Origin of the sequence: Solimonas aquatica (genome assembly GCF_900111015.1) — a bacterium.
GTDB classification, from domain to species: Bacteria; Pseudomonadota; Gammaproteobacteria; order Nevskiales; family Nevskiaceae; genus Solimonas; species Solimonas aquatica.
In genome coordinates this window covers 223,867-246,786 of sequence record NZ_FOFS01000001.1, presented here as the reverse complement: position 1 = coordinate 246,786, position 22,920 = coordinate 223,867, and the positions used below count along the sequence as shown (strand labels likewise).

22 protein-coding genes are annotated in these 22,920 nt (G+C 65.7%); 11 read left to right on the top strand and 11 right to left on the bottom strand.

The features are described 5' to 3' along the window. Window positions 1-210 precede the first annotated feature (210 nt). Window positions 211-1,563, top strand: coding sequence for a toll/interleukin-1 receptor domain-containing protein (locus tag BMY12_RS01040; protein WP_093280827.1), 1,353 nt, complete (start codon window positions 211-213; stop codon window positions 1,561-1,563). Next, window positions 1,560-3,113 carry an argonaute/piwi family protein gene (locus tag BMY12_RS01035; protein WP_218140018.1) on the top strand — a complete coding sequence of 518 codons (1,554 nt, stop codon included), beginning with the start codon at window positions 1,560-1,562 and terminating at the stop codon, window positions 3,111-3,113. The genes BMY12_RS01040 and BMY12_RS01035 overlap by 4 nt, the downstream gene beginning before the upstream one ends. A gap of 208 nt (window positions 3,114-3,321) precedes the next feature. Here BMY12_RS01035 and BMY12_RS01030 read toward each other — a convergent pair whose 3' ends face one another. Continuing rightward, a complete protein-coding gene (locus tag BMY12_RS01030) occupies window positions 3,322-3,855 on the bottom strand; it encodes a DinB family protein (RefSeq protein WP_093280824.1) in 534 nt (177 codons plus the stop codon). 149 nt (window positions 3,856-4,004) lie between these two features. On the opposite strand from BMY12_RS01030, the gene BMY12_RS01025 reads away from it, so the two are divergent. The 6 genes from BMY12_RS01025 to BMY12_RS01000 all read left to right on the top strand — a co-directional run bounded on the left by BMY12_RS01025 (window position 4,005) and on the right by BMY12_RS01000 (window position 9,081). Then, a complete protein-coding gene (locus BMY12_RS01025; protein WP_093280822.1) occupies window positions 4,005-4,472 on the top strand; it encodes a DUF2946 family protein in 468 nt (155 codons plus the stop codon). Window positions 4,473-4,570: 98 nt separating this feature from the next. Further along, window positions 4,571-6,604 (top strand): TonB-dependent copper receptor, encoded by a 2,034-nt coding sequence (locus BMY12_RS01020; protein WP_093280819.1) that lies wholly within the window; start codon window positions 4,571-4,573, stop codon window positions 6,602-6,604. Window positions 6,605-6,671: 67 nt separating this feature from the next. Beyond that, complete coding sequence (locus BMY12_RS01015; protein WP_093280817.1) at window positions 6,672-7,079, top strand: ketosteroid isomerase-related protein; 408 nt, start codon at window positions 6,672-6,674, stop codon at window positions 7,077-7,079. 33 nt (window positions 7,080-7,112) lie between these two features. Further along, window positions 7,113-7,703, top strand: a complete 591-nt coding sequence (locus BMY12_RS01010; protein ID WP_093280815.1) for a GNAT family N-acetyltransferase — start codon at window positions 7,113-7,115, stop codon at window positions 7,701-7,703. Further along, window positions 7,700-8,611: a carbon-nitrogen hydrolase family protein gene (locus BMY12_RS01005; protein WP_093280813.1), complete on the top strand. Its 912-nt coding sequence runs from the start codon at window positions 7,700-7,702 to the stop codon at window positions 8,609-8,611. Before BMY12_RS01010 ends, BMY12_RS01005 begins: the two co-directional genes overlap by 4 nt. Window positions 8,612-8,652: 41 nt before the next feature. Next, window positions 8,653-9,081: a hypothetical protein gene (locus BMY12_RS01000; protein WP_177188780.1), complete on the top strand. Its 429-nt coding sequence runs from the start codon at window positions 8,653-8,655 to the stop codon at window positions 9,079-9,081. A 1-nt stretch (window position 9,082) separates the two neighbouring features. Here BMY12_RS01000 and BMY12_RS00995 read toward each other — a convergent pair whose 3' ends face one another. Genes BMY12_RS00995 through prmB form a run of 5 tightly spaced genes read right to left on the bottom strand, consistent with a single transcriptional unit; the run spans window position 9,083 to window position 15,042 of the window. Next, window positions 9,083-10,321 (bottom strand): DUF1501 domain-containing protein, encoded by a 1,239-nt coding sequence (locus BMY12_RS00995; protein ID WP_093280809.1) that lies wholly within the window; start codon window positions 10,319-10,321, stop codon window positions 9,083-9,085. Beyond that, a complete protein-coding gene (locus BMY12_RS00990) occupies window positions 10,318-11,781 on the bottom strand; it encodes a DUF1800 domain-containing protein (protein WP_093280807.1) in 1,464 nt (487 codons plus the stop codon). The genes BMY12_RS00995 and BMY12_RS00990 overlap by 4 nt, the downstream gene beginning before the upstream one ends. A 47-nt stretch (window positions 11,782-11,828) precedes the next feature. Then, window positions 11,829-13,034, bottom strand: a complete 1,206-nt coding sequence (locus tag BMY12_RS00985) for an MFS transporter (protein WP_093280805.1) — start codon at window positions 13,032-13,034, stop codon at window positions 11,829-11,831. Between the two features lie 4 nt (window positions 13,035-13,038). Further along, window positions 13,039-14,136, bottom strand: coding sequence for a chorismate synthase (aroC, locus tag BMY12_RS00980; RefSeq protein WP_093280803.1), 1,098 nt, complete (start codon window positions 14,134-14,136; stop codon window positions 13,039-13,041). A 6-nt stretch (window positions 14,137-14,142) separates the two neighbouring features. Further along, complete coding sequence (gene prmB, locus BMY12_RS00975) at window positions 14,143-15,042, bottom strand: 50S ribosomal protein L3 N(5)-glutamine methyltransferase (RefSeq protein WP_093280801.1); 900 nt, start codon at window positions 15,040-15,042, stop codon at window positions 14,143-14,145. 97 nt (window positions 15,043-15,139) lie between these two features. Here prmB and BMY12_RS00970 point away from each other — a divergent pair, with 97 nt between their 5' ends. The 3 genes from BMY12_RS00970 to BMY12_RS00960 are packed head-to-tail and all read left to right on the top strand — an operon-like array spanning window position 15,140 to window position 18,156. Next, window positions 15,140-15,763 carry an SCO family protein gene (locus tag BMY12_RS00970; protein ID WP_245732295.1) on the top strand — a complete coding sequence of 208 codons (624 nt, stop codon included), beginning with the start codon at window positions 15,140-15,142 and terminating at the stop codon, window positions 15,761-15,763. Continuing rightward, window positions 15,760-16,659, top strand: coding sequence for an archaetidylserine decarboxylase (asd, locus tag BMY12_RS00965; protein WP_093280799.1), 900 nt, complete (start codon window positions 15,760-15,762; stop codon window positions 16,657-16,659). The genes BMY12_RS00970 and asd overlap by 4 nt, the downstream gene beginning before the upstream one ends. Before the next feature lie 27 nt (window positions 16,660-16,686). Continuing rightward, window positions 16,687-18,156, top strand: a complete 1,470-nt coding sequence (locus BMY12_RS00960; protein ID WP_093280797.1) for a M48 family metalloprotease — start codon at window positions 16,687-16,689, stop codon at window positions 18,154-18,156. Here BMY12_RS00960 and BMY12_RS00955 read toward each other — a convergent pair. From BMY12_RS00955 to rpsA, 5 genes are all read right to left on the bottom strand, one after another. Further along, on the bottom strand, window positions 18,141-19,154 hold the full coding sequence (locus BMY12_RS00955) for an NAD-dependent epimerase/dehydratase family protein (protein ID WP_093280795.1): 1,014 nt from the start codon (window positions 19,152-19,154) through the stop codon (window positions 18,141-18,143). The two genes, BMY12_RS00960 and BMY12_RS00955, sit on opposite strands and share 16 nt — an antisense overlap. A gap of 66 nt (window positions 19,155-19,220) precedes the next feature. After that, window positions 19,221-20,402, bottom strand: coding sequence for a tetratricopeptide repeat protein (locus BMY12_RS00950; RefSeq protein ID WP_093280792.1), 1,182 nt, complete (start codon window positions 20,400-20,402; stop codon window positions 19,221-19,223). A gap of 2 nt (window positions 20,403-20,404) precedes the next feature. Then, window positions 20,405-20,707 carry a LapA family protein gene (locus BMY12_RS00945; protein WP_093280790.1) on the bottom strand — a complete coding sequence of 101 codons (303 nt, stop codon included), beginning with the start codon at window positions 20,705-20,707 and terminating at the stop codon, window positions 20,405-20,407. Further along, on the bottom strand, window positions 20,704-21,054 hold the full coding sequence (locus BMY12_RS00940) for an integration host factor subunit beta (protein ID WP_245732294.1): 351 nt from the start codon (window positions 21,052-21,054) through the stop codon (window positions 20,704-20,706). Before BMY12_RS00940 ends, BMY12_RS00945 begins: the two co-directional genes overlap by 4 nt. Before the next feature lie 116 nt (window positions 21,055-21,170). Continuing rightward, the gene (gene rpsA / locus BMY12_RS00935; RefSeq protein WP_093280787.1) at window positions 21,171-22,847 is read right to left on the bottom strand and encodes a 30S ribosomal protein S1; all 1,677 of its coding nucleotides are present in this window, start codon (window positions 22,845-22,847) and stop codon (window positions 21,171-21,173) included. Between the last annotated feature and the right edge of the window lie 73 nt (window positions 22,848-22,920).

Below are 22,920 nucleotides of genomic sequence, written 5' to 3'. Positions count from 1 at the left end.
TCAAACAAGCATGACTTGGCATATATAGTCGCCGGCTATTGGCCGACTGGTGGTGACGTACGCCTGCTGTTTGATCACGCACTTTATTTGCTCAAACGCCCGAATGGCCTCGCGCGAGCGGCATCTGGCTGCGCGGCAAAGCAAACTTCCGAGAATGAACCGCGTGTGCAGTATGCTAATTGAGCCAAAGCTACCGAGGAGGCATTGGGGATGCCAAAGCGGGAAACGATCTTCATCAGTCACGCGACACCAGACGACAACGCTATCGCAGGATGGCTGGCTGCGCGGCTGTCGTCGATGGGCTACCGCGTTTGGGTGGACCTGAAACAACTCAAGGGCGGAGATCCCTTCTGGGGCGACATTCAGGCGGCGATTCGAAATGAGTCGAATCGGGTTCTATGCATCGTGACCCGGAATTCGGTGGACCGCCAAGGCGTACTCAACGAAATCGCGGAAGCCAGCAGTGTGGCTAAAGCCATCCGGGATTCGCGTTTCATCATTCCGATCCGGGGCGACGAAATATCCTGGGATGAGTTTCCCATCCAACTTAAAAGGCTAAACGGGATCGACTTCAGCACGTCATGGCACCAAGGGCTGATGCAGGTTATCGATGCCTTTGACCGCGACTCCATCGCCTGTTTCGCTGGCAATCCCGACGTACTAAAGGTGGCGCGGCATCTGGCGACCTCGACGCTGCGCGTAAATGACGAGCCGGAGGTGGCCTACCTCAACCGTGTGCAGATTCTACGGCTGCCGAGTGAGCTTCACTACTACCGGACCGCGCTCACTGCGCCGGAGCTGCTGAACCACCATGACAAGCTCCCGTGGCCGCATGCGCCCTATATGCGGCTTGTACTCGGGTTCATAGAGCCTGGCGCGGTAGGCTCGATGACACCGGAAGGTTTCGAGTTGGTGCCGGCCTATCGAGCTACAACAACGGAGTTCGCTGGTGGCACTGCGGTAGGAGTGCCAGACATCGACGGGGGTGATGCGCGGCGCATGCTTGCGAGCATACTGCGGCAAGGCTTCGAAAATACTTTGGCCCGAGCCGGGCTTGTGCGGTTTGGGGAGCACCGCTGGTTCGTGCCCGCTAACTGGAGGCCAGCGAACGTTGGCCATTATCGAAAGCTAAACGGCAAGCGGGGGGATCGCGTATTAGTGGGGAGGGCGAAGGAACTCACTTGGCACTTTGGCCTTTCGTTCCGTGTTGCTGCGGGCCTGCGTCCGCGGATCGACCTGCGCGCCGAGGTAGTCTTTTCCGCCGACGGCGTGAAGCCCTTCGAGGATCAGAAGCAGTACCGGCGCAAGCACTGCAAGGCATGGTGGAATGACCGCTGGCGCGACCTGCTCTCGGCCCTGCTGGCAGAACTCTTCGGTTTCGATGCCGAGACCGCGGAAGTCCCCCTCGGCGGAGGAGCGTCCATGACCATCGATCCGCGCCTCGTACAACTAACTTTGCAGCGCAGCTATGACACGGAGGCGGCCTTCGTGCCGAACACCGAAGAAGAGGCAGAAGAATTGGTCGAGGGCGGCTCGGAGCAGGTCGAGGAGGAGCACGAATGATCAATCAGCCCTTCGAACCATATACCTTGCACATTGACGAGCCCGCATTGGAGTTCGGGTACGGACAGGAGTGCGAGTATGCCAAGGATGGACTTTTCTTCTTTGGCCCCTTCAAGCCGATTCCCGGCGGTGGGAATCTACGCTTCGGGGTGATTGGGACTGCAGCAGGATTGGCGCGATTCGACGAATGGGTCGGCACGGTTCGCGGCCAAATTTCGACGGAAACTGATCGTGCCCATCGGATGGCGTGGCCGGGATTCGAAGCGGTATTCGGCTGCGCAATGCCTGCGAGGCCAATGGCGCAGATCTCAGTCGAAGCCAACGCCCTGTCCGAGGCCATTCGCCGAGAGAACCGTCACGAAGGGGTTCACGAGGCGGTCACGCTATTCGAAGAGCCGCTCCTGCGCTATCACCGCGAGCAGGAAGCTACGCCGATGTTCTGGTTCGTAGTCGTGCCCGAAGAAGTATTCAAGTGGGGACGGCCCAAGCAGGATATCCCGCACAAGCAGCGTACGAAGAGCCGCCTGCCGATGCGGGCCAAACAGGCGCAGGCTTTGATGTCAGGTGGTGCCGGGTTTCTCTTCGACGAGGTGCAGGAAGAAGCACAGAAGACTCTGGCAGTGGAAGCATACGAGGTGAACTTCCATCATCAGCTCAAACGTCGGCTTCTTAGTTCGCGGATTGCTGTACAAGTGTTGCGCGAGACGACCTTGGCGCCTTGGGTGCAGGTTGATAAACGCGGACAACCGGTGCGGCGGATTGACGACCCTGCGACGGTCGCCTGGAATATCTGCACGACTGCGTTCTTCAAGAACGAAGGAAAACCCTGGATACTGAAAGGCGTGCGCCCGGGGGTGTGCTATGTGGGATTAGTCTTCAAACAGATCACCACGCAGCCCAACGGGGACAATGCATGTTGTGGCGCCCAGATGTTTCTCGATTCTGGCGATGGTGTGGTGTTCCGGGGCGCCATCGGCAAGTGGTACTCGGAAGATTCACGCCAGTACCATCTTTCAGGGGAGAAGGCCGCTGAGATAATCGACACTGTGATTGCCGCATATCGCGACGAGCACGGAGTTGCGCCTCGGGAGGTGTTCGTGCACGGCCGCACTCGCTTCAATGAGGAGGAATGGAACGGCTTTTTGTCAGCGGCGCCAGCCGGTACGTCAGTTGTGGCAGTACGCATCCGCCGGGCCTTTGAGACCAAACTTTTTCGCGCAGAAGGAAAGACGCCGGTGCTCCGAGGAACCGCCTACGTAGTGAGTCCGAAGAAGGCTTTTCTTTGGTCGCTTGGTTACACCCCACGCTTGCAGACTTATCCGGGCTGGGAGGTTCCGACACCGTTGGAAGTCGAAGTCAGCTTGGGGGACGCGGACATCATCCAAGTTATAAAGGACATATTGGGGCTCACCAAGCTCAACTACAACGCCTGCATATTCGGCGACGGCTCACCGGTCACGCTGCGTTTCGCCGATGCGGTAGGCGAGATTCTGACGGCTGGCCCTATGGATGAGAAGTTACCGCCATTGCCCTTTCGCTACTACATCTAATCGCTTTAAGCGTGCGCGTGTAAGCGCCATGAGGCTAGTCGAGTGTTGTGGACAGTAAGTATCGTGTGAGTGAAAAGAACGAATTCGCCAACCCGCGCCGTCTTGCCTTGTACAGCTTTAAAATGGGCGCATGTACGCAGGGGTCGCGACCGTCCGCTTCTGGCACAAAGCAGCCGAAGCAGTTCCGCCCTACTCGCCCACCCGCCCCTCACCCCCACTCCGGCACCATCAAAATCAAATCCGTCGCTCCCGGATCAACCCCGCGCTGCATCAGCAGCGTCGTGACCTGCCCGCGATGATGCGTCTGATGATTGAACACATGCAGCAGCACATCCGATAGCCGTTTGCGATACGGCTGGCCTTTCATGGATTGATAATCGAAGGGCGCGTCGAGCTGTTCCCCCTTCAGCTCTTCGCAGAAGCCGATCAAGGTCTCGTCCAGCAGCTGTCGATAGGGACGCAGCGTGGCCAGCGAGTCGAACAGCATCTGGTTCAGCGCGCTGGGCGTCGGCAGGGAACGCACCGGCGCCAGGCTCGCGAATGCGGCGGGGTGACGGGCCAGGCGTTGCAGCCATACGGTGTCGGCGACGGCCAGGTGGTTGAGCGTGCCGAGGATGGAACCGAAGAAGGCGCCCATGGCTTCGTGCGCTGCGTCTTCGCCCAGGGCCTGTGCGGCGTCGAAGACCTTGTCGTTCATCCAGCGGTTGTAGGCAGCCAGTCTGGCGAAGTGCGCGATGTCCATGGCGATGATCCGGGTGGTGTACTTGTCGAAAGCGTGGCGTTTCGCCAGGCCAGGGCGCGAGCTGACTCGCGACGCGGCTGCGGCAACCGCAAACTGCACGAGCCCTGACCGTGCAGCGCAGCGGCTAGCGCATTTTCCAGCAAATAGCCATGACCTGCGCCGGGCCGGTTTGGCGCGCGCATTTGCACAATGCGGCTGTGCTACAAGTCCTGCGCCACCGCCAGCTGCCCGCCGCGCTCGCCGTTCTGGCGTTGCTGGCGCAGCTCGTCCTGCCGCTGCTGCATGCACAGGACATGGCGCAGCGCAGCGGCAATCCGCTGCTGTACGCCTTCTGCGGCACGCCGGCCAGTGTGTTGTCGCAAGTGCCGGTGCCGGATTCGCTGGATACCCGCACACTCACGCAGTCGAAGATGGCGGATGCGCCTTGTGCGCTCTGCGCCAGCCTGCACGCACCGGCCGCCGCCGCACCGGCGCTGCTGGCGGTGCCGGGCTTTCTCGCCGTCTGGGCCGTTCCCGCTTTTGTTCTGGCACGCCTGTATCCGCGTGTGCAACTCGTGGTACTGCCGCCGCTGCGTGCCCCTCCGCTGAACGCTCACCGCTGGATCTTCCTTAACTGATTCGCCCGCCGAAGTACGCAATGCCTCGGCGGGCGCCTTCTGAACAAACGAGTTGAGATTGGCTTGCTCGCCGTCCGGCGAGCGCGGAGCGTTTTCCCATGTCCACGACATTTGAGCTGCGCGCAGGTCGCGCGGCCTGCACCTTTGTGCTGACCCCCCTGGCGCTCGCCGCCGCCCTGTATGCCAGCCGCGGCGTCGCCGCCGAACGCGATGCCCTGGAGGAAGTGATCGTCAGCTCGCCGCGCATGAGCGAGCCGCTGCAGCTGAATCTCGACGCCAAGGCGCCGCAGCAGCCGGTGCCGGCCAACGATGGCGCCAGTTACCTCAAGAACGTGCCGGGCTTCAGCATGATCCGCAAAGGCGGCACCGATGGTGATCCGGTGCTGCGCGGCCTGGCCGGTTCGCGTCTGAATCTGCTGGTGGACGGCGCCGAACTGCTCGGCGGCTGCGGCATGCGCATGGACCCGCCCACCGCTTACGTGTTTCCGGAAGCCTACGATCTGGTGACGGTGATCAAGGGTCCGCAGACCGTGCGTTACGGCAACGGCAATCTCGCCGGCGTGGTCAGCTTCGAGCGTGACCCGCAGCGCCAGCGCGAGCGCGGCCTGCATGCCGATGCCAGCCTGCTGGCCGGCAGCTGGCAGCGCCTGGACAGCCATCTCGATCTGCGCGCCGCCGGCGAGCAGTTCTATGGCGAGGCCATCGCCAGCTACGCCGATGCCGAGGATTACCAAGACGGCGCCGGCCGCCGCGTGCACTCGGCGTACACGCGCAAGAACGCCACCGGCCTCGCCGGCTGGCAAGGCGGCAGCGGTGATCGCATCGAGCTGTCGGCGGTGAGCAGTTCGGCCGAAGCCGCTTACGCCGACCGCAGCATGGACGGCGTGAAGTTCGACCGCATCGGCTACAACCTGCGCTACGAGCGCGAGCAGCTTGGTCCGCTGCGCAAGCTCAAGGCGCAGCTCTATTACACCGACATCGACCATGTCATGGACAACTTCAGCCTGCGCACGCGCACGGCGATGATGTACATGGTCGGCAATCCCAAGCGCGAGACGCAGGGCTTTCGCCTGTCCAGCGATCTGCCGCTGGGCGAGGCCACGCTGCTGAACCTGGGCCTGGATCATCAGCAGAACATTCACAGCCTGCGCAAGTACAGCGCCGGCACGCAGGCCGGTATCGGCAGCTACGCCTGGGGCCGCGACATGGACGCGCACATCAGCGGCGCCTACGCCGAGCTGCGGCAGACGCTGAGCCCGCAGTCGCGCCTGCTGGCCGGCGCGCGCTATGACGCCTATCTGGGCAAGCGCAGCGTCAATGCCTACGGCGGCGTGGACGCGCAGCGCAGCGACAGTCTCAAGAGCGGTTTCCTGCGCTACGAACAGCAGCTCGCACAGCGGCCGGTGCTGGCCTATCTGGGCCTGGGCCATGCCGAACGGCCGCTGGACTACTGGGAAGCCACCACCTATGCCGGCCTGCTGCCGACGGCGCAGCTGGCGCCGGAGAAGCTCACGCAGCTGGATACCGGCGCGCTGTGGCGCGGCGAGCGCCTGCGCGCCTCGCTGTCGGCCTTCTATGGTCGCGTCGATGACTACCTGCTCACCGCCAGCACCGCGCTGGGCGCCTCTTGTGCTGCGGGCTTGAGCAGCTGCGCCTACAACGTCGATGTCACGCGCTGGGGCGGCGAAGCTGATCTGGCCTGGGCGCTGAGTTCGGGTCTGAACGCGCGGGGCGCCCTGGCCTATGTGCATGCGCAGGACCAGACCCAGCACAACGCTTTGGCACAGACCCCGCCGCTGGACGGCCGCGTCGGCCTGGACTATCGCCATGGGCCCTACAGCATCGCCGGCACCTGGCGCCTGGTGGCCGCGCAGCACCGCGTGCAGCCCGGTTACGGCAATGTGGTCGGTCAGGACCTGGGCCAGACCGCAGGCTTCACCACGCTGGCGCTGAACCTGGCCTGGCAGCCCACGCCGAAGCTGCTGGCCAGCGCGGGCGTGGACAATGTGCTGGACCGAGCCTATGCCGAACACCTGAGCCGGGGCGGCTCGGCGGTGGCGGGCTATCCCACGGCCAGCCGCGTCTACGAACCGGGCCGCTTCTTCTGGGCACGCCTGAAACTGGGCTTCTGAAAACCCCGACGCGCAGACGGCGGTGTATCGCGGATAAAATCGGTGTTCCCCTTCCCGGAGCATTCCGATGTCCCAGACCACCGCCGATCTGATCCGCCGCTACTACGCCGCCTTCAACGCCAGCGAATGGGACAAGTTCTTCGCGATGCTCAGCGAAGACATCGCCCACGACATCAACCAGGGCGGACGGGAAACCGGCAAGGCCGCGTTTCACAGGTTCATCGAGCGCATGAACAAGTGCTACCGCGAGCAGATCGTGGACATCGTGGTCAGCGTCAGCGAGGACGGCAGCCGCGCCGCCGCCGAGTACGTGGTGCTGGGCACCTATCTCAACACCGACGAAGGTCTGCCGCCGGCCAAGGGCCAGACCTATCGCCTGCCCGGCGGCGCCTTCTTCGAGATCAGGAACGGTCTGGTGGCGCGCGTCACCAACTACTACAACCTGCAGGACTGGCTGCATCAGGTCGGCGCCTGAGCGACTGATCCCACCACGCGCCAGGAGCCGGCCATGAGCGAGCTGCGCATCGAACCACTCAGCGGCGAAGCGATCCGTCAGCAGCTGCAGGCGCTGGCGGCGCTGCGCATCCAGGTCTTCCACGACTGGCCGTATCTCTACGAGGGCACGCTGGACTACGAGATGCACTATCTCGATATGTACCTGAAGTGTCCGCGCAGTCTCGCGGTTCTGGTCTGGGACGGCGAGCGCTGCGTGGGCGCCTCCACGGTGCTGCCGCTGGCCGACGCGCCGCACGAGATGCAGCAACCCTTCGTCGACGCCGGCATGGCCCTGGACGATATCGACTACTTCGGCGAGTCGGTGCTGCTCAAGCAGTATCGCGGCCGCGGCCTGGGCGTGAAGTTCTTCGAGCTGCGCGAGGCGCATGCGCAGCGCCTGGGCCTGAAGCGCTGCGCGTTCTGCGCCGTGGACCGTCCGCAGGATCATCCGCGCAAGCCCGTGGACTACGTGCCCAATGACACCTTCTGGGCCCGGCGCGGGTATGAAAAGCAGCCGCAGCTGCGCACGTCCCTGAGTTGGCTGGACGTGGGCGCCACCGTGACCACCGCCAAGCCCATGACCTTCTGGATGCGCACGCTGTGAGCGGCTTTCGCCTCGCCGCCGCGCAGTTCCCGGTCAGCCAGCCGCAGAGCTTTGCCGAACAGGCCGCGCTGATCAGCGCCTGGAGCGCAGAGGCGGTGACGGCCGGCGCGCGTCTGCTGGTCTATCCCGAATACGCCTCGATGAGCTTCAGCGCCCTGCTCGATCCGGCGCTGCAGCAGAACCTGGGCGCGCAGCTGGAAGCCCTGCAGGGCCTGCGCGAGGACTATCTGGCGCTGCATCGCGAGCTGGCGCAGCGTCACGGCGTGTACATCCTGGCCGGCAGCTTTCCCTGGCAGCTGGACGAGGCCTGCACCGTCAACCGCGCCTTCCTGTGCGCGCCCAGCGGTGCGGTGGACTGGCAGGACAAGCAGATCATGACCCGCTTCGAGCGCGAGAGCTGGGGCGTGAGCAGCGCCACGGACCACGAGGACAGCGGCCTGAAGGTGTTCCGCACCGCGCTGGGCATGCTGGCGGTGAACATCTGCTACGACAGCGAATTCCCGCTGCTGGCGCGCGCGCAGTGCGAGGCCGGGGCGGAGCTGATTCTGGTGCCCAGCTGCACCGACACCCTGGGCGGCTATCACCGCGTCCGCGTCGGTTCACAGGCGCGCGCGCTGGAGAACCAGTGCTATGTGGCGCAGGCGCCGCTGGTGGGCGAAGCGCCCTGGTCGCAGGCGGTGGATGTGAATGTCGGTGCCGCCGCCGTCTACGGCCCGCCGGACCGCGGCTTTCCCGATGACGGCGTGCTGGGCATCGGCACGCTCAATCAGCCGCAGTGGCTGTACGCCGAGATCGACCCCGCCGCCGTGCTGCGCGTGCGCAACGAGGGCCAGGTGTTCAATCACCGCCACTGGCATGAGCAGGGCGCGGTGGAACTGCCGCCGGTGAAGACGGTCGATCTGGAATAAGCTAGCCCTAGTCCTGACCTTTCACATTCCCCCGGATCGCCATGCGCCTGCCTTTGTTTTGCTCTGTCGTGCTGATGTGCCTGAGCAGCGCCGCCCCGGCAGCCGACGCGCTGCGCCCTGATCATCCCCTGCTCGGCACCTGGGCGCTGCAGATTCCCAACCGCGCCTGCGTGGAGACCTACGAGATCCGCGCCGACGGCACCACGCTGGTGACCAGCGCCAACGAGATTGCGGTGTCGGAATTCACCATCTCCGACAAGCCCAGCGAAAAGGGCTTCTACAAGTGGGATGACAAGATCGTGAAGGACAACGGCGGCAAGGACTGCAGCGGCCAGGTCACCAAGCCGGGCAAGAAAGTCACACTGTTCCTGCGCTTCCATCCCTCCGGCAAGCTGTTCGTGCTCTGCGAGAAGGAAGACCTGAAGAGCTGCTTCGGGCCCTTCGTGCGCCAGGAAGAGCAGGCGATCTGAATCAGGCCTTGAGCAAGCCGCCCAGGCCCGCCGGCGCGGGCGGCGCCTTGGGGAACACGTCCGCCAGCTGCTTGTCGCTCAAGCGCAGATGGCGTTCGCCGACATAGGCCAGCACGCTGCGGAAATCGGTGGTCACCGCCAGATCGCGCTGCTCGAACAGCGCGGCATCGTCCAGCCCCGGCCATTGCCCGTAGACCTTGCCGCCGGCCACACCGGCACCCAGCAGCAGCATGATGTTGCCGTGGCCATGGTCGGTGCCGCCGCTGCCGTTCTCGCGCAGGGTACGGCCGAATTCCGACATCACCAGAATCAGGGTGTCGTCGAGCAGGCTGTCCAGATCGGTGGCCAGCCGCGCGAGGCCCTGGCTGAAACCGTCGAGCAACCCCGCCAGCTCGCCCTGCGCGCCGCCCTGGCGCACATGCGTATCCCAGCCGTTGATCGAGGTGAACACCAGGCGCAGCTCGGCCTGGCGGCGCAGCAGCGTGGCCAGCTGCGCGGCCTCCAGCGCAAAGCCGCGACGCTGCGCGAGGCTGGCGCGGGCCATGGCATCGGCCGGCTGCAGATCGTCGAGGATGCGCTCGCGGGTCTGGCGCGCTTCGCGGTAGGCCCCGCTGAGCTCGCCGGCCTGCTGGTAGAGCTGCGCCAGCGCTTCGGCCACCGGCGGCTGATCGACGGTGGCGCGGCGCCCGCCGTCGGCGCCGAGCATGGCGGCGGTGATGCGCTCATCGCCGCGACTGATGCGCGACAGCGTGGGCCCGCTGCTCAAGGCCTGTACCTGCGGCTGGCGGCTCTGCATGGCGCGCAGCGCGCGGTTGAGCCAGCCGTCGCTGGCCTCGCGCTCGCCGGGACGCGCGGTTTCCATGAAGTCCTGTGCGTCGAAGTGCGAACGCGAAGGATCGGGTGAACCGGCGGCATGGATCACCGCCAGCCGCCGGCTCTGCCACAGGGGCAGCAGCGGCGCGCAGGCCGGATGCAGGCCGAAATGCCCGTCCAGATCCAGCAAGCCCTGCTCCTTGCCGGGCGGCGCCAGCGCGATGCTGCTGCGCGCCTGGTAGTAGCGCGCATCGGTGTACGGGGTGACCACGTTGAGCCCGTCCACCGCGCCGCGCAGCAGAATCGTCACCAGCCGAGGGCCGGCTTCGCTGGGCGGCGCGGCAAACACGCGCCCGCCAAGACCCAGGCCACCCAGCGCCGCGAGTGCGCCCAGGACTTCACGACGCCTGACGGACCGGGCTTTCATCGCCGCATGAACTCCGGGCTGGCCAGCAGCATGCCGGCGCGCAACTGCTCGTGTGCATCGGCCAGCGACTCCAGGGTGTTGAGCGAAAAGCGCTGACCCTGACTGGCCTGCACGATGAAGGCATCGGGCTTGCTGCCCAGGGCTTCGCCCTTCCACAAGGGCACCAGGCCCAGACCGAAAGCGCTGGCGAAGTTGAGACGGTAGAGCAGCGCGTCGGGATTGAACCAGGCCTCGCGCGTGTGCGCGTAGCCGTCGGGCGTGAGGCAGCCGTACAGCGGCTGGCCGGAGGACTGCAGCACATTCAGCAGCGGCCGCACATCCTGCACCGGCGGCAGGCCGCTGGCGCGCAGGCTGGACAGCAGATACTGCAGCGGGGTCTTGAACTTGTTGCCGGTGTTCTGTGCATCCCAGAACTCGCTGCTGGCGAACAGCGTGGCCAGCACCTCGCGGATATCGCCCTTGCTGGTCTCGAAACGCCAGGCCAGCTTGCGCACCAGATTCGGCGGCGGCTGGTCGGCGACGAAGTATTGCGCCAGCTGGTAGGCGATGTGCCGCGCGGTCTGCGGACTGGCCGCCAGCATGTCCAGCGCCTGCTCGCCTTCCTGCAGACCGCCATCGGGCCCGAAGTAACGGCCGAGGAACTGCTTGGCGCCGCGATCATGCGTGGCGGCGTCGAAATAAAACGCCGGATCGACGCCGCGTTCCAGATCGTGCGGGCGGTAGGTCCAGCCGCTGAGGATGCGCGCCAGCGCCACCACATCATCCTGCGTGTAGCCGCCGTCCACACCCAGGGTGTGCAGCTCCATCAGCTCGCGCGCGTAGTTTTCGTTGAGTCCGCCACCGGGGCTGCCCGGCGCCTTGCTCAGCCAGTTGTCCAGATAGAACAGCATGGCCGGATGATGCGCGGTGGCGCCGAGCAGGTCGCGGAACTTGCCCAGGGCGTAGGGACGGATGGCGTCACGCTCGTAGGACCAGACCCAGAGCCGCGTCTCCTGGCTGCGATCGGCAAAGACGTTGAAGTGATTGAACCAGAACTCGACCATCAGCTCGCGCAGCTGCGCCGGGCTGTACAGCGCATGCAGCAGACGCGCCTGCGCCGCCTGCAGGCGCACGCGATCCTGCTCCTGCTGCAGCTTGCGCACCTCGTCGGGCTGATTGGCCACTTTCTTCAGTGCCGGCCAGCTGAGCTTGGTAAACAGATCGGCCGGCGTGCGCGACAGGGTATCGAGCTCCGCCAACTGCGCGAGCAGCGCTTCGGATTCCTCGATTTTTTCCGGATTCAGCTGCTCGGCGATATAAGCCTGCACGCCGATCTTCAGCACATGCTCCAGATCGCCTGGCGCCGGGCCGTAGCTGAGGCGGTCCAGCGCATGCAAGGCCTCACGCGGATTGGACGCTGCCTGCACGCCCGCGCTGAGCAGCGTGAGAACAGCCAGCATCGCAATGAGGAGAAGGCGCATACGCAGGGGTCCGTAGAACGCTGCGATTATGTTACGCCCTTGCGCGCCTAACCTATGACTTTTGCGCTATGGGGCCTGTCTGAAACAACAATGCCGGGCAGTCGCCGCCAGGCCAGCCAGAAACCGCCCGCGCCGATCAGCGCCGCAGCATAAAAAACCGCCTGCGGGTCCCAGAGCTGCCAGATGTAACCGCCGCCGATGCTGCCGATGGAGCCGCCCACGCCGTAGGCCATGGCGTTGTACAGCGCCTGCCCGCGACCCTGCAGGCTGCCGGGGAAGTAATGCTGCACGTAGCGCATGGCCACCGCGTGAAACGCGGCAAAGCTCAAGGCGTGCCCGAGCTGCAGCAGCAGAAGCAGCGGCAGCGAGCCCGCGCCGATCGCGGTGAGCGCCCAGCGCAGCGCGGTGGCGGCCAGCGCGATGATCATCATGCGCCGTTCGCCCAGGCGCGGAATCAGCCGCGAGGCGTAGAGAAAAAAGCCGATCTCCGCCGTCACCGCCACCGCCCACAGCCAGCCGATCAGGGTATGGCTGTGCCCTTCGCGTTCCACGAACAGCGTGAAGAAGTTGTAGTACGGCGCGAAGCTGGTCTGCGAACACAGGCAGACCAGCAGCAAGGCGATCACGCCCGGATCGCGCAGCACCCGCAGCAGGCCGCCTTCGCGCTCGCGGTGCTGTGGCAGCTTCGGCGCCTCCGGCACCAGCCAGCTGCTCGCCGCCATGCCGATCCAGAACACCGCCACCAGATACGGCAGCCACAGCGCACCGGTGCGATCCAGCAGCGGCGCCAGCCCCAGCACCGAGACGATGAAGCCCAGCGAGCCCCAGAGCCGCACATGGGCGTAGTCGGCATTGATGGCTTCCAGATGCGTCAGCGCCACCGCCTCGAACTGCGCCAGCAGCCCGTGCCAGAACAGCGCATAGGACAGCATGCACACGCTCACCCAGAACACGCCGGGCACAAAGGGAATGAGCATGAACAGCGCCAGCGCTGCGAGACTGCCGACGCGGATCAGGCCGATGCGCCGGCCGCTGCGATCCGCGTACCAGCCCCAGCCCAGCGGCACCACGCAGCGCAGAATGCCCATGGCCGCGTAGACGATGCCCATCTGCACCGGCGTGAAACCGCGCGCGGCCAGATACGGCGACCAGTACGGCATGAACGCGCCGACCGTGCCGTAGTAGAAAAAATAAAACGCGGCGAGCCGCCACTGCAGGCGGCTGTGCGCGGCGCCTGCGGTGGGGCCGGGCATGGATTTATATCTCGCCGGGAATGCGCGGCGTGGCCGGCACCACGTCGGCGTTCTGCGCGCGGTTGCGCAGGAAGTGGTCCATCAGCACCAGGGCCAGCATCGCCTCGCCGATGGGCGTGGCGCGCAGGCCCACGCAGGGGTCGTGACGGCCCGTGGTGCGCATGCTGGTCGCCGCACCGGTCTCGTCGATGCTCTGCCCCGGCGTGGTGATGCTGGAAGTGGGTTTGATGGCGTAGCGCGCGACGATGCTCTGGCCGGTGGAGATGCCGCCGCTGATGCCGCCGGAGTGATTGGCGAGAAAGCCCTGCGGCGTGAGTTCGTCGCGATGCGCGGTGCCGCGCATGCCGGCCACCGCCATGCCGTCGCCGATCTCCACACCCTTGACCGCGTTGATCGACATCAGCGCCTGCGCGATGTCGGCATCCAGGCGGTCGAACACCGGCTCGCCCAGACCCGGCGGCACATTGCGCGCTTCCACGTACAGGCGCGCGCCGATGGAATCGCCCTCGCTGCGCAGTTGATCGATCAGCGCTTCGAGTTCCGGTACGCGCGCCGGATCGGCGCAGAAGAAGGGATTGGCATTCACCGCATCCCAGTCGCGGATCGCGCAGACGATATCGCCCACCTGCTCCACGCAGCCGCGGATCTCGATGCCCAGGCGCTGACGCAGATACTTGCGGGCGATGGCGCCCGCCGCCACACGCACCGCGGTTTCACGCGCGCTGGAACGGCCACCGCCGCGATGATCGCGGATGCCGTACTTCTGGATGTAGGCGTAGTCGGCATGATTGGGCCGGAACACCTGCGCGATCTTGGCGTAGTCGTAGGAGCGCTGATCGGTGTTGCGGATCAGCATGGCGATCGGCGTGCCGGTGGTCTTGCCCTCGAACACGCCGGAGAGGATCTCGACCTGATCGGCTTCCTTGCGCTGCGTGACGTACTTGGAGGTGCCGGGCTTGCGCCGGTCCAGTTCCGGCTGGATGTCGGCCTCGCTCAGCTCCAGGCCCGGCGGACAGCCGTCCACCACGCAGCCGATGCCGGCGCCGTGGCTCTCGCCGAAGCTGGTGACGCAGAAGAGTTTGCCGAAGGAGTTGCCGGACATAGAAAATTAAAACCGTGCCGCGAGTTCTTCGCGCGAAATGATAAAGACGCCGTCGCCGCCGCGCTCGAATTCCACCCAGGTGACCGGCAGGTCCGGCCAGCGCGTCTCGAACTCGGCGACGCTGCCGCCGACTTCGCAGACCAGCCAGCCGTTCGGATTCAGATGCCGTGCGGACTGTTCGAGAATCTTCGCCACCAGATCCATGCCGTCGCGGCCGGCGGCCAGCGCCAGCTTGGGCTCGTGCTGGTACTCGGCAGCCAGTTCACGCCACTCGGCGTTCGGCACGTAAGGCGGGTTGCTGACGATCAGATCGTAGCTGTCATTGGCCAGGGCGCTGAACAGATCGGACCTGATCGCGCGCACGCGATTGCCCAGCACATGGCGCTGGATATTGCGTCGCGCCACTTCCAGCGCCTTGCCGCTGATGTCGGCCAGATCCACCTCGGCCTCCTCGAAGGCCACCGCGCAGGCAATGCCGATGCAGCCGCTGCCGGTGCACAGATCCAGCACCCGTGCCGGCGGCTCCTGCAGCCAGGGCGCAAAACCGCGCTCGATCAGCTCGGCGATCGGCGAGCGCGGAATCAGGACGTTTTCATTGACCTCGAAGTCCAGGCCCGCGAACTGGATGTGGCCCATCAGATAGGCCGCCGGCTTGCGCGTGCTGATGCGTTCACGCAGCAGCTTCAGGACCTGACCGCGCTCGCTGGCGGTGACCGCGGCCTCCAGATACACGGTGGGCAGATCGCCGGGCAGACGCAGGGCGTGCAGCACCAGGGCATAGGCTTCGTCCAGGGCGTTGTCGCTGCCGTGGCCGTAGTGCAGACCGGCCTCCTGGAAACGGCTCGCACCCCAGCGCACCAGATCACGCACGCTGCGCAGGGCTTCGGTCTCAAACGGGCGTGGCATCGGCGGGGTGCGGGTCTGTGAAATAATGGGCGCGAATTATGGGCCGTAACGGCCCTGCCCACCACCTGCCGACGGCCGCAGAGCCGCTTGAACGCCCTTGCCCGCTCCTTCCTCGAACCGTTCCCTGCTGCTGCTGACCGTCGCCGCCGTGGCCCTGGCCGGCGGTCTGCTGCTGGCCCTGGCCATGCGCCCCGATGCCGTGGTGCTGCAGTCGGGCACCCTGCTGCCGCAGCCACGCGCGCTGCCGGAACTCAATCTGCTCGATGACCAGAATCAGCCCTATGCGCAGTCGCGTCTCCAGAAACACTGGACGCTGATCTTCCCCGGCTACACCTCCTGCCCCGACATCTGCCCGACCACCATGGCCCTGCTCAAGCAGGTGCTGATCCAGCTGGGGCCGCAGGCCGAGCAACTGCAGGTGGCGATGCTCACCGTGGATCCCGAGCGCGACACGCCGGAGCGGCTGGGCCAGTATCTGCATTACTTCAACCCGCATTTCCTCGGCCTGATCACGCCCGAGCCGAACCTGAAGCGTGTGGCGCAGACCCTGGGCGTGGTGTATGTGAAAGTGCCGGGCGAAAGCGGCAGCTACACCATGGATCATTCCGCAGCCCTGGTGCTGCTGGATCCGCAGGGCCGGCTCGCCGGCTATCTCACCCCGCCCTTCACCGTGGATGCGCTGGTTCAGGATTTCCGCAAGCTGCTCAAGAGCGGCGCATGAGCGCCGCTTCCGATGCCGGCCTGGGCGATACCCTGTTCGGCCTGCTGCAACGTGCACTGCCCACGCGCTGGCTGTCGCTGCAGGTGTACCGGCTGACGCAGATCCGTCACCCGGCCTTCAAGAACGCGCTGATCCGCGCGTTCCTGCGCGGCTACACCATCGATCTGACGGAAGCCGAGCACGAGAACATCGAGGCTTATCAGAGCTTCAATCATTTCTTCACCCGCGCACTCAAGCCCGGCGCACGGCCCCTGGCCGGCGATCCGCTGGCCTTCGTCTCGCCGGTGGATGGCACCATCAGCCAGTTCGGACGCATCGAGCGCGGCCGCCTGATCCAGGCCAAGGGGCATGATTACAGCGTCGCCGAACTGCTGGCCGGCGATCCCCTGGCGGCGCAGTTCGAGGGCGGCGAGTTCTGCACCATTTATCTGGCGCCCTACAACTACCACCGCATCCACATGCCGGTGAGCGGCACGCTCAAGCAATGGACGTATGTGCCGGGCCGGCTGTTCTCGGTCAACGCCGCCACCGCGCGCGCGCTGCCGCGCCTGTTCGCGCGCAATGAACGGCTCAATGCCTGCTTCGACACCAGTGCCGGCCCCTTCGTGCTGTCGATGATCGGCGCGCTGTTCGTGGGCTCGCTGGAGACCGTGTGGAGCGGCCAGGTCACGCCCCCGCACCGTCGCGGCATCGCGCCGCAGGCACAGCGGCCGACGCAGGCCCTGTCGCTGTCACGCGGCGCCGAGATGGGCCGCTTCAACATGGGCTCCACCGTGATCCTGCTCGCCCCTGCCGGCAGCCTGCGCTGGGCCGCGCAACTCGCACCGGGTCAGCCGGTGCGCATGGGTCAGACGCTGGGACAGTGGCAGCCCGGCAAGACCGGCGGCGAACTTTAAGCGCGGCCGGCAACTCCAAGACGGCGAATGAACGCTCTGCTGACCTTTCGGAAGTGCTTCGGTGCCGCGAGCGCCGCCGTCCTGCTGCTACTCAGTGCCGCGGTTGCTGCCGCCACCGGCAGCGCCGCCCTGGACCTGCCGCAGATCGGCGAGCCGGCCGACAACATGCTCTCGCCGCTGCAGGAGAAAGACCTGGGCAAGCGCGTGATGGCAGAGCTCTACCGCGACGGCTACGCGCTGGAAGACCCGGAGCTGAGCGACTATCTCAACAACATCGGCTACCAGCTCGCCGCCGCCAGCGCCACGCAGCCGCCGCAGCTGACCTTCTTCGTGGTGCAGGACCCGCGCATCAACGCCTTTGCCCTGCCCGGCGGCTTCATCGGCGTCAACGCCGGTCTGCTGCTGGTCGCCGACAATGAAAGCGAGCTCGCCGGCGTGATGGGCCATGAGCTGGCGCACGTCACGCAGCGCCATATCGCGCGCGCCGCCGAGGACACGCAGGTGGGCACCATCGCCACCTGGCTGGCGGTGATTGCGGCGATCATCGCCGGCTCCTCCAATCCCGACGTGGTGATGGGCGCGTTGGCCATCGGCCAGTCGATCAACTATCAGCGTCAGGTCAGTTACACGCGCTCGCACGAGCAGGAAGCCGACCGCATCGGCATCCAGACCATGGCGGCGGCGGGTTTCGACCCCAACGGCATGGCCAGCTTCTTCGGCAAGCTGCAGCAGCAGACCCGCCTCTACGGCAATCGCCTGCCGGAGATTCTGCTCACCCATCCCCTGAGCACCAACCGCATCGCCGAAGCCGCCGCCCGCGCCTCGGAGATGCCGGCGCACAAGCATCTCGACTCGATCGAGTTTTCGCTGATGCGCAGCCGCGCGCGCGTGTTCAGCGCCGAGGTGCCGGGCGAGACCCTGGATTACTTCGCCGGCCAGGTGAGCGGCGGTCGCGACACGCCGGAGAACCGTTACGGTCTGGCGCTGGCACAGCAGGAACACAATGACTACAGCAAGGCCGCCGATACACTGCAGCCGCTGCTGAGCCGCTATCCGCGCCAGGCCAACATCCAGCTGCTCAATGCCGAACTGCTGGCGCAGACCGGCAAGCGCGATCAATCGCTGCAGGCCTATGAGGCGGTGCTCAAGCAGTTCCCGCGCTACGCGCCGGCGATTCTGGCCTATGCCGAGGCGCTGATGAACGCCGGACATCCGGAAACCGCGCGCCAGTACCTGATCTCGCATGATCAGGGTCAGGGCACGCAGATGCTGACCTATCGCCTGCTGGCGCAGGCGGCGCGCGAGAGCAACAACATCGCCGAGTCGGCGTATCAGATGAGCACTTACTTCTTCCTGCGCGGCGATGCCGGCAGCGCGCTGGCGCAGCTCGACGCGGCCCTGCGCCTGCCCAATCTCACGCCGCAGGATCGTTCGCGGCTGATGGCCAAGCGCAAGGAAGTGCGCGACTCCCTGCCCAGTAACTACCGGCCGGTCTGAGCGGACTTCGGCAGCGGCCGCAGCAACTCCTCGCGCAGCAGCCAGTCACGGCAGTCACCGAGCATGCATTCCAGCGTCTCCGGCGCATAGCCCAGCTCGCGCACCGCGCGTTCGCTGCTGCAGTAGAAGTTCTCGCTCATCAGCGCCACCGCATCGCGGGTGATGTCGGGCCGGCGGCCCAGCAGCGGCGCAGCCCATTCCTCCAGCACCGCGTAGCCCTGCAGGAGCTTGACCGGCAGCTGCAGCGGCCGGCGGCGGATGCCCAGCAACCGCGCGATCTCGAGCGCCAGTCCGGCGTAGGTGGCCTGCGCGCCGCCCAGCAGATAATTGGCGCCGAGCCGGCCGCGTTCGGCGGCGGCGATATGGGCACGCGCCACCGCGCGCACATGACAGAAGCTGCCGCCGCCGGAGGGCATCGCCGGCACACGCCCGCGCTGCACCAGGCCGAACAGCCGCGACCAGCTCTCGGTGTCGTGCGGACCGATCATGTTGGAGGGATTGATGATCACCGCCGGCAGTCCGTCGCTGATGCCCTTGCGCACCTCGCGTTCGGCCAGGGCCTTGCTGCGGATGTAATTGATCTGCGAGGTGCTGCCGCGCGTGGGCGTGTCCTCGGTGATCTGCCCGCCATGCAGGCCGTAGGCGACGATGCTGGAGGTGTGCACGAAGCGCCTGGCCCTCGCCTCCAGCGCCGCGCGCACCATGTTGCGCGTGCCGCGGACATTGACCTTCAGCTGTTCGACATGACGGCGGTTCCACAGGCTGGTGTTGCCGGCGACGTGAAACACGCAGTCCACTTCCGGCGGCAGCACCTTCAGCAGGCTTTTGACATCGGTGACGTCGCCGACCACGCGCTCGACGCCGGCATGGCGCGCCAGCGGCAGCACATCGGAATCGACGCGATGCAGCGCGATCACACGCCAGTTCTGCGCGACCAGCTCGTCGATCAGATTGATGCCGACAAAGCCAGTGGACCCGGTGACGAAGGCGGTTTTCACCTTGCCTGTTGCTCCTCTTGGTTTTGTGTGCCCGTGGCATCGAGGCCAGGACTCTTGCCGCTGATCTTAGCCCGGCAGCCGCATCGCCTCGTCGATGGGTGCGATGCTGCCCCAGCGCTTGCAGCTCGGACATTGCCAGAATTGCTGACGCGGCGAAAAGCCGCAATGGCTGCACTGGTAGCGCGGCGCGCTTTCCATCAGGCGGCGCAGCGCCAGGCGCAGGCTGGCGGCCGGCTTGTCGAGGCCGGCGGCGATGACATTGGGCTGCTTCTCCAGCACTTCGAGAAACTGCGCCAGCACCGCGCGGCTGGGCCGCACCTCCAGGCCTTGCGCAAGATGATCCAGCGGATCGATGCCTTCATCGGCCAGCAATCGTGCCTCGGCGATGAACGGCAGGCTGCTGGCCGAGATTTCCTTGGCATCCTTGAGAAACTGCAGATAGGTTTCGCTGTCACCGCTGCCCAGCAGGCAGCGATACAGCGGCTCCAGCAGATCCGGCAGATAACGGGCGTCGAGCGCAAAGGCGCGCAGATAGCTCTTCGCCGCTGCCGGCTTGTCACCGGCGGCCTCCTGCAGGCCGCCGAGCAGCAGATGCGCGCGCACACAGTCGGCATCCTCTTCGGTGCCGCGCTGCGCCAGCTGCAGGGCTTCCTCGGCCTTCTTGGCGCGGCGGGCTTCCTCGGCCAGCTCACACCAGTACTGCGCAATCAGCGCGCGTTTGGACTCCCCCTGCGCCGCTTCCAGGCGACGCGCGGCGGCGATGGCGGCGCGCCAGTCGTGAATCTGCTCGGCGATCTGGCGGATCTGGTCCAGGGACTCGGCCACGTAATGGCCGTCGCTGATCAGGCGTTCGAACTGCTGCTCGGCGTGATCCATGATGCCGGCGCGCATGTAGTCGTAGGCCAGCTCGCGACGCACCTGCCCCTGCACCGCCGGCGACAGGTTCGGCCGCGCCAGCAGGGTCTCATGGACACGCAGCGCGCGATCCACCTCGCCGCGCTTGCGGAACAGATTGCCCAGCTGCAGATGCAGCTCGATGGCCGACTCGTCCAGCTGTGTCACCTGTGTGAGCGCGGCGATGGCCTGATCCGGATCGTCCGAGGCGAGCTGACGCAGCAAGCCGCCGATCTGCTCGGGATTGAGCACCGCCGCCGGCGCGGTGGCAGCAAGCGACTGCCGCCGGCCCAGGGCCCAACCCAGGGCCAGACCCAGCGGCACCAGCAGCCAGGGAAAAAGGGAGTCCAGCATGGTCAGGGTTTTTCGGGGTTTGCCGTCACCGGCAGATTGCGCAGGGTGCGCAGCTCGCCTTCGGCCTCGCGCAGCTGCCGGCGCAGGCGCCGCAGCTCGACGCGCGCGGCGAGCAGACGCGCCAGCACGGCCAGCAGGCTCAGCGCCACACCCAGCGCAAAAGCCAGCATCAGCACGCCGATCAGGGGCAGCTGACGGCTGCCGATCAGGTAATTGAATTCAACCGCCTGCGCATTGAAGTAGCCGATCGAGGCGCCGAGCACCAGCACCAGCAGCAGCACGATCAGGCTGAAGGCGCGGCTCATTCGAGCGACTCGTCGTCGTCGCCATCATCGTCGTGCTCGCTCATCGGCGGCAGCGGCAGGCCGGCGGCGGCGGCGTTGACGCGCTCGCGCATTTCCTTGCCCGGCTTGAAATGCGGCACGCGCTTCGGGGGAATGTGCACCGGTTCGCCGGTCTTGGGATTGCGGCCCACGCGTGCGGGGCGGTGATGCAAGGCAAAACTGCCGAAACCGCGGATTTCGACGCGCTCGTCGCGGGCCAGGGCGTTGCTGATCTGATCCAGCACCAGTTTGACCGCCAGCTCGACGTCCTTGTGCATCAAATGGGTCTGCTTGGCGGCAAGCAGCTCGATGAGTTCCGACTTCGTCATAAGTACCGGATCGGTAAGCGTTTTAGTCTTCCCGCCAACGATAGTGAAAAAAAAAGGGCCGCGCAAGCGCGGCCCTCTCATTTTTCCCTGAAAATCCGGGAAGATAGGCGTAAAACTTAATTGTTACCGCCGCCGATCTGTTCCTTGAGCAGGTCACCCAGGGAGGTACGGCCGGTGGAGGCATTGCGGCTGTACTCCGCCATGGTCTCCTGTTCTTCCTGGATTTCCTTCTCACGCACCGACAGCTGCACCGTGCGGTTCTTGCGGTCCACGCCGACGTAACGCGATTCCAGCGGGTCGCCTTCCTTGACCAGCTTGGTGGCGTCTTCGACGCGCTCGCGGGACAGGTCGTTGGCGCGGATATAGCCTTCCACACCATTGCCCAGGTCCACCACGGCGCCACGCGCGTCCACCGAGCGGATGGTGCCCTGCACCACGGTGCCCTTGGTGGTCTTGGCGATGAACTCGGACAGCGGGTCCTGGCTCACCTGCTTGACGCCCAGCGAGATACGCTCGCGGGCGGCGTCGATGGCCAGCACCACGGCGTCCAGTTCCTGACCCTTCTGGTAGCGGCGCACGGCAGCTTCGCCGGCCTCGTTCCAGTCCAGATCCGAGAGATGCACCAGACCGTCGATGCCGCCGTCCAGGCCGATGAAGATGCCGAAGTCGGTGATCGACTTGATCGCGCCATGCACGCGGTCGCCCTTCTGGTGGTTCTGCGCGAACTCTTCCCAGGGATTGGGCTTGCACTGCTTCATGCCCAGCGAGATGCGGCGGCGCTCGCCGTCGATGTCGAGAATCATCACCTCGACCTCGTCGCCGATCTGCACGGCCTTGGCCGGGTTGACGTTCTTGTTGGTCCAGTCCATTTCGGAGACGTGCACCAGACCCTCGACGCCGGCTTCGATCTCCACGAACGCGCCGTAATCGGTGATGTTGGTGACCTTGCCGAACAGGCGGGTGCGCTCCGGATAACGACGCTCGATGTCGCTCCAGGGATCGGCGCCCAGCTGCTTGAGGCCGAGGCTGACGCGGCGACGCTCGCGGTCGTACTTGAGCACCTTGACTTCGATTTCCTGACCGACCTGCACCACTTCCGCGGGATCCTTCACGCGCTTCCAGGTCATGTCGGTGATGTGCAGCAGGCCGTCGATGCCGCCCAGGTCAACGAACGCGCCGTACTCGACGAGGTTCTTGACCACGCCGCGCAGAATCACGCCTTCCTGCAGGTTGGCCAGCAGCGAGTCGCGCTCGGCGCTGTACTCGGCTTCCAGCACTTCGCGGCGCGAGACCACGACGTTGTTGCGCAGCTTGTCGAGCTTGATGACCTTGAACTCGAGCGGCTTGCCTTCCAGGTAGGAGGTGTCGCGCACCGGGCGCACGTCGACCAGCGAACCGGGCAGGAACGCGCGGACGGTGCCGATGTCGACGGTGAAACCGCCCTTGACCTTGCCGGTCATGATGCCGATGACGGTTTCCTTGCCCTCGAAGGCCTTGCCCAGGCGCTCCCAGGTCTTGATGCGCTCGGCCTTTTCCTTGGAGAACTTGGTCTCGCCGAACCCGTCTTCGACGGTTTCCAGCGCGACTTCGACCTCATCACCCACGGCAACCTTGATCTCGCCGTCGACGGCGAACTCGGCCAGGGGGATGACGCCTTCAGATTTCAGACCGGCGTCGACGATCACGACGTCGGGCTTCACAGCCAGCACGCGGGCGTTGACGATGGTGCCGGACTGCATGGACTGGCCGCCCTTGAGGCTGGCCTCAAACAACTCAGCGAAACTCTCGCTCATTACTTACTCTTGTCAAATGGATTTCCCCTCGCATCCGAACTTGGGGACCTGTCTATTGAAAAACGGCTCGCAT